The organism is Mobiluncus mulieris ATCC 35243 (assembly GCF_000160615.1).
In the GTDB taxonomy this organism is placed as follows: domain Bacteria; phylum Actinomycetota; class Actinomycetes; order Actinomycetales; family Actinomycetaceae; genus Mobiluncus; species Mobiluncus mulieris.
Genome location: NZ_GG668520.1, coordinates 243,161 through 252,229, shown reverse-complemented (window position 1 = coordinate 252,229; position 9,069 = coordinate 243,161). Strand labels below are relative to the sequence as shown.

The 9,069-nt window shown below is 58.1% G+C and carries 7 protein-coding genes; 1 reads left to right on the top strand and 6 read right to left on the bottom strand.

Features of this window, described 5'->3' with window-relative positions; all coding sequences use genetic code 11:
- Positions 1-850: 850 nt before the first annotated feature.
- The 4 genes from HMPREF0577_RS09005 to HMPREF0577_RS11680 form a co-directional block, all read right to left on the bottom strand.
- The gene (locus HMPREF0577_RS09005) at positions 851-1,783 is read right to left on the bottom strand and encodes a M48 family metallopeptidase (protein ID WP_004013528.1); all 933 of its coding nucleotides are present in this window, start codon (positions 1,781-1,783) and stop codon (positions 851-853) included.
- Positions 1,784-1,964: 181 nt separating this feature from the next.
- A complete protein-coding gene (locus HMPREF0577_RS09000; RefSeq protein ID WP_036342865.1) occupies positions 1,965-3,611 on the bottom strand; it encodes a cell wall-binding repeat-containing protein in 1,647 nt (548 codons plus the stop codon).
- A 153-nt stretch (positions 3,612-3,764) separates the two neighbouring features.
- Positions 3,765-5,606: a PGAP1-like alpha/beta domain-containing protein gene (locus HMPREF0577_RS08995; RefSeq protein ID WP_004013526.1), complete on the bottom strand. Its 1,842-nt coding sequence runs from the start codon at positions 5,604-5,606 to the stop codon at positions 3,765-3,767.
- On the bottom strand, positions 5,603-5,812 hold the full coding sequence (locus tag HMPREF0577_RS11680; protein WP_036342800.1) for a hypothetical protein: 210 nt from the start codon (positions 5,810-5,812) through the stop codon (positions 5,603-5,605). The genes HMPREF0577_RS08995 and HMPREF0577_RS11680 overlap by 4 nt, the downstream gene beginning before the upstream one ends.
- A gap of 80 nt (positions 5,813-5,892) precedes the next feature.
- On the opposite strand from HMPREF0577_RS11680, the gene HMPREF0577_RS11595 reads away from it, so the two are divergent.
- Complete coding sequence (locus HMPREF0577_RS11595) at positions 5,893-6,069, top strand: hypothetical protein (protein WP_004013524.1); 177 nt, start codon at positions 5,893-5,895, stop codon at positions 6,067-6,069.
- Positions 6,070-6,142: 73 nt separating this feature from the next.
- Here the strand turns inward: HMPREF0577_RS11595 and HMPREF0577_RS08985 are convergent, their stop codons facing one another.
- Positions 6,143-7,795 (bottom strand): NAD(P)-binding protein, encoded by a 1,653-nt coding sequence (locus HMPREF0577_RS08985; protein WP_004013523.1) that lies wholly within the window; start codon positions 7,793-7,795, stop codon positions 6,143-6,145.
- 13 nt (positions 7,796-7,808) lie between these two features.
- Entirely contained in the window at positions 7,809-9,068 is a 1,260-nt protein-coding gene (locus HMPREF0577_RS08980; protein WP_004572137.1) for a thiamine pyrophosphate-dependent enzyme, read from the bottom strand.
- Position 9,069: the final 1 nt, after the last annotated feature.

Here is a 9,069-nt window from a genome sequence, read left to right as displayed (position 1 = left end):
GTCAACAATTTGCGGCCAACCCCAGGACGCGCCACCAGGGCGGAAGCCCTAACATCAAATTGTTAGAGTAGGTGTTAGAGTAGCCGAGTTTCCCCCAGAATACCGGGCAAAAGTCGCTACTCTAACAATGTTAGAGTAGCTTTAGAGTAGCTCAGAATACCCGTAGACCCGGGATTAAAAACTCGGAGCGCAAAACGTAACCGGTGCGATTTCGTTCGCATCTCCGTGACATTCGACGATGTTGCCAAAAACGCACCGGCTACGACCAAGGGCTCGAAACACACGGCCGAAACGCGCCTGAGTTCCACAGCTTTAGTGTGTTTGGTTTGTGACGGAATCAGGAAATTTTGGGGTCAGCATGGAGGGCTTGTGACAAAATCAGGAAAATTCAACACAGGGTGGCCGATTTAGCTCATGGTCGAGGCGATTTTTCCTGAATTCGTCACAGCCGGGTACAAATATTGCCGCCAGGTCCAGAAATCACTGCTACATTTCGATAATTTGAGATTGCGGTGTCGTAACAGCAACCTAAAATCCTCTAAATCCCGGACATCAGGATGCCAAAAACACCAACAAAACCCCATCTACCAGCACAAACACCAAGAAACACACCATATGCTACGCAATTGTGGAAGCCGGGTCGCAGAGGTAGAGGAAACCCCGGTCATAACACAAATGGTGCGATTCTGGCCACATCTTCGTATATTGCGACGATGTTGCCAAAAACGCACCGGTTACGACCACGGACGCGAAGCACCCGGTCGAAACGCACGGCTTGCGACCAAAGATTCGAAACGTACCGGTCACAACCAAAAACCCGGAACACCAAGCCGAAGCCCCTAACGCGAGCCTAGGGTTGGCGCGAATTCAGTTCCCGGCGCAAAGCCCGCTCACCCGGCAGATGCGCGCCCAGCAGCGCATGAAACTCCGGGCCGTGATTAGAATGAAAATAATGCGTCAACTCGTGCGCCACCACGTATTCCAAGAACTTCGGGTCGCGCGCGCTCAACTCCAGGTTAAACGTCAAAGCGCGGGTACGCGGATTGCAAGAACCCCACCGGGTTTTCATGCGCCGAATCCGCACCGCGCCGGTTTCCGCTATCCCCAAAGCCGCCGCCCACTTCGGCAGCAACGCGGCCAGCCGGGTTTCCATCGAGGCACGGCGCAACTGGTCGACGGCACCTTCACGTTGGGTTGCGTTTGTTCCCGGCGGGGTCATGAGTCGCAAGGTGTCCCCACGCACCTCTGCTTTGGCGCGCGGTTTGGATTTTCGCGAACCCGGCTTTGGGGATTCCGCTCGCGAGCCCCGAATGGCACCTAATGAAACCGCCTCCCCCGCAGGCGTCGCTCCACCCGGCACCCCCACCGGCTCGAAACCCGCAAGGCACGCCTGACCGAGCCAATCGCCACCCCGAATAGCACCTCGTGAAGCCGTAGCCGACCCGACACCTTTCGGATCCGAACCTCCGCCAGCGGGGTCGAACATCACCACCTGCAGGGTCAAAGTCTGACCCCACCAGGCGATTTCCTCGCCGGTTTCAAACCTTGGGGCATTAGCGTGCTTCGCCCGCAGCCGGTGGCGCTGATTTTCAACCCAGTCGCGTTGCTCCTCCAGGAACTCGCGGGCGGTGGCCAACGGGGCACGACGCGGAATAGACAGGAAAAAATCACCCCGGTCAGTGACCCGAAGCCGCAGGTGCCGAACGTTTTTACGCTGCAACCTCACCGGGGTTTCCCCCAGGTGGTACACCCCAATATCCTCGGTCTGCTGCTTGCGTGGCATCGGTTAATTGTACTATGCGGTGTTGGCAGCTGGGCGTCGAAACATAGTAACTTATTCTTCAGCTTGTGGCTTATTCTTACGCAGCTTCTCGTATATAAATGAGAACTACACCCCCCACACGCGGAAAAGCCGGCGCCACGCGCCGACTTTCCCGAATGAAAGGATTATGAGAATAAGATTTTTAGTATTGACCGAAGTTTTGGACTGCGTACACCCAGGTGCGTCCCGTCGCCACCCCGATACCGGTACGGTTGAAACGTCCGTCAATCAGGTTCTTGTAGTGGCCGGGGGACTTGACCCACAGGTCGTTACATCCAGCGGCGTAAGGACCGGGCTCGATATTGTAGTACCCAACCATGTTCTCGCCCGCGTACTTCCAACCGGCAGGGAACAAGTCCGCGTACTTCAAAGCCCCGTTGGAGTGAACGAAGACATCAGTGCGGGCTACTTGCTGTGCCCAGGCGCGAGCAGCATCGTCCATAACTGGGTCGCGAGTCAAAGCGGGCACCCCGTGGCCGGTACGAGTTCCGTTGATAGCGTTGTAGATGGCTTCCTCACGCGCCCCATCAGTTGGCGAGGGTTGCATGGAGTACTTGGTGTAAACCTGGCTGACTCCCGCTACCGGTGCGCTCGACTTTTGCGGTTGCTGGGCGGCTTGCGGCTGGGCGTAACCAGCGGCCACCTGCAGCACCGAGTCACTGACCGAGGAACCATCACCTATCGCGTTAACATTGGGATTACCAAAGGAAGTCACCAATCCACGAGTATTACCATCCGCAGCACCGGGAACCAAGATAATCGGACCGTCAGTCAGCGAACCGGCAACCAGGGCATAGGCCAGGTCAGTGCCGGAAGCCAAGTAAACATTACCAGCGCTGGTACCAAAGACCCGCTGGCCGATAGCCACGGAAGTCTGGTAGCGGTTAGGCCCGGAAATCCGGTCGGTGGCGGAACCACCGGCAACCTGGTTGAGAGTCGCATCAGAAACAGCGGCTTTCCCACCCAAGGCCACAACCCGGTTAGCCCCAAGAGCCTTTACGGTTTGCGCGGCAGTAGCGATATCCCCACCGTTAGCGGTAACAGTAATAATCGGACCGTCGGTCAACACCCCAGCGGCCACCGCATCAGGCGAGCCCTTGCCGTCGGCACCCATAGCATCAGCAACGTAAACCGTGGGATTCCCGCCCGGATAGGCATAGCTAGCAATAGCGGCAGCGGTAGCAACCCGGTTAGCACCGGAAACCCGCACGGTGTTCTTGCCAGTGTAAGTGGTAATCTGGCCAGCAACATTGTCGCTGATAGCGCTCTTGCCACCCAGCAAAACTACTTTACCGGGATTCAGACGTTTGATTTCTTCGAAAACTGCGGGGGGCACGTTACCGTCGGTGGGCACCAACAGAATCGGCCCATTGGGCATGACGGATGCCGCGAGGGCATCAACCGGATTATCCAGACGCGCTAAGTAAACCTCCGCAGCGCTACCGGGGAAGGCACGCCGGGACACTTGGATAGCAGTGGCTGCCGCACCGCCGCCGCCAACACGGCCAGGCTGGCTGGGAGCAGGGGCTGCGCCGGGGCCGGCCGGGTCATTCAGACCCGCATCAGGGTTTGGATTGGCGGTAGATTCGGCCACTCCCACCAGAGGGGTACGGTCGACATCCTGGATAACTTTGGCACCACCTACCATCGACACGGCTACCATGCCTACTAGTGCTACCCCACCTACCAGGAAACGCCCCAAATGGACACGCCCGCCTACAGCGGAACGAGCGGCTGTGGCCGCGCCTTCTCCTGTAACAACATCCTTGCATTGGGTAGTCGGTTTCATATCCATACTCACCTGCCCTTATCTATCTGTAAGCACTCCTTAACACTTACATTCACATGATACCTAAATTCAGGTGGGCTTCCAAGGACTTTTCCGCAGAATAACGCTGAAAAATACCTGAAAATTGACAATTTGTTTCCTGTTGGATTTGCTTTAATGGCTTTTTTCCAGTGGTTTTAAGGATTCCAAATCACGGTTTAACTCAAACCTCTGGGTGGTAGCCTTGACGATTCTCTGATCCAAGCCCATAACTTTGTCACGACATTCCAGGTAATGTTCATACTTTGCATAGTGTTTTCCCTGCAAATCATCGGCCATCGGGGCATAGGTATTCTCGGCACTGTGATTTTTCCCGATATCCATGGTAGTGGTGTATTTGCCCTGTACCGTCAGGTGAGTGGACGAAGGCCGGTTCCTCATCCCCTCAGTAATCGGCACCACATCCGCGTTATTGTACAGGTTCAACACCTGAATGGACTGGGGAATTTTCGCATTAGCCACGGGGGAACCCGCCGTAATCACATTCCTAATATTAAATTTTTTCCTGACTCTCGGGTCGGCAGCCAGATTAGAGGCAATAATCCCCGCCTGGGAGTGCCCTACCAGTTCCACCGGCGTGTCGGAACCGACCCCGGCTCGTTGCAGAGCCTGCATCACCGCTAGGTGTATCCCGGTGGGCAGCCCAGCCACCGCCTCGGTATTAGTCAACATGTCCTGGGGCTGTATCGAGCCGGCATCCCAAGAATCCGTGCCGCGCAACACTACCCGCGCCCCGCGCTGCCCCGTGGCGGTTTCCCACTGCTGAATCTCGAAAGCCGCCCCTTCTTTAGGGTCGATAGTTTGGGCATAACGGAAAATATCCCCAACATCCCGGGGCAGCCCCCGCGAAATACTCCCGTCGGGGTTTTCCACCAAAACCGCACCCCCATCAACCCGCAACTGTTTGAGCGCCAGGCGTTCACTGGCCGCCACCCCGATGGCTCGAGCGGTTTTACTCTTGGCAAAATCACGCTCTTTCTGACGGCGGGATTTTTCTTGCCGTGACGCCAAAAACTGACTTAATCCCGCGACTATCATGGATACTTGCAAATCTTGCGGGGTTTTACCCCGCACCACTTCCCGCAGCTCCATAAGCCCCAAATTGGCCGCCACCAACTCCAAGCCCCCCAAACTGGTCTCCAGTTGGATTTGGTTTCCTAACCTTTCTTTCCAGAACTCCTGGTGAGCGGTGCGCCAGGCCGCGTCTTTCATATCTTGAATAAAATCCCAAGACTTCATATCTCCGGTGCGTAAATACACCCCGAAATACTTATCAAGCTCGGGGGAATCCTCGAACCCCAACACCTCAATGCGTTGCCGGCCGCCCGCAAACCTTAAAGTCACCGACTGCGACTTGCCATATTGCTTTTCCCCTAACTTGGCTTGCAGCCACGACAGGAACACCGCCGCCTTTTGTCCCTCATTCATGTCCTTGGCGTAATAACGTTTACCACCCAAAGTAAACACCGGCGGAAAACCAATATCCTTCACCAGTTTTTCCGCCAACATCAGCAAAGAACCCTCAACCGCACTCGGTGCCATCAGCTGCAGCACTTGGGTTTCGCTCAGCTCATAAAGCCCGGTGGCACGGCGCAGCAACACTGCCAGCTTACGGTTTTCAGCTCCCAAACGCAGCACCCCGTTTTCCCCGTATTCCGCCACACTGCTCAGGCTCGTATACTGCCCCCACGCGGCGCTCAGCCGCGCCATCGCCAAGCCAGCATTCTCGTCGCCCGCCGCCGCAGCCGCGCTCAACGCGTTCATCCGCGCCAAATACCGCGCCTCTAACCCGGCGCGTTGCGAGGCTAAATACCCGGCCAACCCGCCTATCTGTTCGGTGGCGTCTTCCAAACCTGAAACCATGGCTTTTACCTGTTCCGTATCCACACACAAAGCCGTGTTTCCACCCGAAAACAAGTATTCCCCGGAATATTCCCGCCCGTTTCCAGCCCTCACAGCAACGTCTCCAAGTGCCCCTTGGCGCCCTCCAGTTCATTGAGCACCCCACCCAAAATCCACAGCCGCCCGTCCAAAGCCTCGTACTTCGCGTCATACGCCGCCGCCGCGCGCCCCATCCAGCTGCGGTTTCGCGCCAAACGGTAACTGTTCATCACGGCGTGAAATCGGGTGATAAAATCGCCCGTATAGCACAGACCCGCCATCGTTTTGTCTCCCTTCCGTTAGGTGGGTCGGGTTCATGAGGTGCCAGCCCAAATCCCCGGCCAGCCCCTCATGAACCCCCTTGAGTATCACGAAACCCACGCTAGGCGAGCGGCGCCTAAACGAAAACCGAAAAACGATTACCCTGTGGAAAACCCCCGAAATTCACCCCCTGTGGAAAACCCCGAAATTATACCGGGTCGCGACCAGTGGTTTTGGTCACGACCCGGATGGGGGCGCGCGCGCCGAAGTCACATAACGGCGCAATCGCAGAGCGAAAACGTTAAGAAACGGCCACGATTTGCCATTCCAGTCATCGCCTCATGAAAGAATCAGTTGGCCTCCAAAACCATGTCGATAGCCCCGCACGGGCACTCCTCGGCACAAATCCCGCAACCCTTGCAATAATCGTATTTAAATACGTACTGGGTGGGTTTGATTTTCTTAATCGCATTATCCGGGCACACCCCGAAACAGTTATCGCACCCGAAACAGTTCCCGCAAGACATGCAGCGGCGTGCCTCGAAAACGGCGGATTCTTCATCCAAACCCTGTACCACTTCGTCGAAACTCGACGCGCGGCGCGCCCCCACCAACTTGCCACGCATCCGCCGGGGCGCATCGGCGTAATACCACGTGTTCATAAAGCCCAATTTCGCGTCGGGCGCGGCCGGGGCGGACTCGTATGTCTCGCCGCGCAGATACGCATCGATACACCTTGCCGCCAATTTCCCGTGTCCAATCGCGGTTGTCACCGTGCGCTGGGAGGGCACCATGTCGCCCCCGGCGAAAACCCCGGGCATCCCGGTCATCATCTGGGCGTTGACTTTGACCACGCCATGTTCCACCTCGATGCCGGGCGCCCCCGCCACCAAACCTAAATCGGTTTCCTGCCCCAGCGCCATGATTACCGTATCCGCACCCAAATCCTCGTATTCCCCGGTTCCGACCGGGAAACCGGATTCATCCAAGACCATTTTTTCGATTTTGATTTCCCCGCCGTCGACGTGTTTGATGGTCGACAGCCACTTCATCATCACGCCTTCCTCTTCGGCTTCCATAATCTCCGAGTCATGTGCCGGGGCACGGTCGCGGGTACGCCGGTAGACAATAATCGCTTCCTCGGCTCCCAGGCGTTTCGCGGTACGCGCCGCATCCACCGCCGTGTTCCCCCCGCCGTACACGACGACACGCCGTCCCAACTGGGGTTTCTCGGCCGATTCCATCCCGGCCAGGACATCGACCGCATCCAGTACCTTCGCGGAGTCCCCGGCGGGGATATCGGCATGGCGCCCCATCTGGGCACCAATCGCCAGGAACACCGCGTCGAATTCTGTGGCCACCGCCGCCACGTCCGTGACTTTCGCGCCATATTCGAAACGCACCCCCATTGCGGCAATCCGGGCGACTTCCTGATCCAGCACGCCGCGCGGCAGCCGGTAGGACGGAATCCCGAAACGCATCATGCCCCCGGCCATCGGCCCGGCTTCCCGGACTAGCACCTCATGACCGGCACGACGCAGGTGATACGCCGCCGACAAGCCGGAAGGACCCGCCCCGACCACCAGCACCCGCTTGCCGGTGTCGGGGGTCAACGGCTCGACTTTCCAGCCTTCTTCCAGGGCTTTGTCCCCCACGAAGCGTTCAATCGAGTTGATTCCCACGGCTTCGTCGACTTCGCCCCGGTTGCACGCCGTCTGGCAGGGATGATAGCAAACCCGCCCCATCACGGCCGGCAGTGGGTTGTCGCGCATCATGACTTCCCAGGCCTGCTGGTAGCGGCCTTCTTCCGCGTAAAACAGCCATTCTTGGCAGTGTTCCCCGGCGGGGCAGGCCTTGTTGCACGGCGGCAGGTTGTGGACATACACGGGTCGCTCGGTGCGCCACGACCCGGTTTCGTTTTCCAGCGACGACCCAACCTCCAGGCTGATGGCGAAAGGCAGTTTCGTGGTTTGTTTCTGGTTCTTATTAACGGTGTTAGTCATGGCTTTTCCTTTCCTAGGAGGCGCTGGGGACGGGTTGTGGCGTGGGTGACGCGCTTCCGTGCGACGCGGCGCCGGGGGCAGAGTTAGGCGCGATGCTCGGTGCCGGGCTGGGTGGTTTGGTGGGTATTGGGGCGGGGCAGGTTCTCGCGGCGGCGAACCGTCCGGTGGGATCATGAGGTGCTTGCAGAATTCGACGCTGCACGTCTTCGTCCAGGGCATCCATTTCGACTAAACCGTAGCGGCTGATGTTGCGGTCGGCTATCGCCTGGAGGCGCGCAATCAAGGCCTCGGATCCCGGGCCTTTGAATATATGCGCGAACCGGCGCTGGGGGCGCAAATATTCCTCGACGGGCACGGGACGGCGAATCTTGGTTACCGAAGTGATTTCCCCGCCTTCGGCTTCAAAAACGGGGAACAGCCCGGTTTGGGTGGCTAATCTAGCCAGGGTCACGGTCAAATTAGAATTCGAGCCCCAGCCCAGCGGACAGGGCACCAGGACGTGAATGTACCTGGCTCCCCGGAAACTCATGGCCTTTTCTACCTTGTATTCCAAGTCACGCAGATCGGCGACGGTGGCGGTGGCGACATAGGGAATCTCGTGCGCCATCGCGATGCGCGCCATATTCTTGCCTTGGGTGAAAACGTTGCCGGGGCGCGGCCCGACCGGCTGGGTGGTGGCGGTGCGGGCGGTGGGTGGGGTGGCGCCGGAACGCTGCACTCCGGTATTCATATACGCCTGGTTATCATAGCAAATATATAACACGTCGTCATTGCGTTCGAACATGCCCGACAGGCATCCCATCCCGATATCCACGGTGCCCCCATCCCCGCCTTGGGCGATAACCCGAATATCGGGTTTCCCCATGGCGCGCAAGCCTGCGGCCGCTCCGGACGCAACCGCCGCCGTGTTCCCAAACAAGGAATGCAGCCAGGGAATCGTCCACGCGGTTTCCGGATACGGGGTGGAAAACACTTCCAGGCAGCCGGTGGCGTTAATAGCAATAATACGGTTATTGGCCACCACCGAGGCCGTATCCACCGCGTAGCGTGCCCCCAGGGCTTCCCCACAACCCTGGCAGGCGCGGTGCCCGGAAGTCAGCGAGTTCTTCCGGTGCGGGCTGGATTGCCAGGAGCGCCACTTCAGGTCGGCCAGGCGGTTACCTATCGCATAGGATCCGACCTGATAGAACTTGACTTGTTCCCGCGCGGGAATCTCGGTGGCCTGGGATTGACGAATTCCCGTGGTTTCGCTGGTCGTATTGTTTTCAGTCATC

Bases quoted from the DNA above. Each gene is read 5' to 3' on its own strand.
- HMPREF0577_RS09005 (WP_004013528.1), bottom strand. From the start codon at position 1,783: ATGCCACGCAAGCAGCAGACCGAGGATATTGGGGTGTACCACCTGGGG.
- HMPREF0577_RS09000 (WP_036342865.1), bottom strand. From the start codon at position 3,611: ATGAAACCGACTACCCAATGCAAGGATGTTGTTACAGGAGAAGGCGCG.
- HMPREF0577_RS11680 (WP_036342800.1), bottom strand. From the start codon at position 5,812: ATGGCGGGTCTGTGCTATACGGGCGATTTTATCACCCGATTTCACGCC.
- HMPREF0577_RS08985 (WP_004013523.1), bottom strand. From the start codon at position 7,795: ATGACTAACACCGTTAATAAGAACCAGAAACAAACCACGAAACTGCCT.
- HMPREF0577_RS08980 (WP_004572137.1), bottom strand. From the start codon at position 9,068: ATGACTGAAAACAATACGACCAGCGAAACCACGGGAATTCGTCAATCC.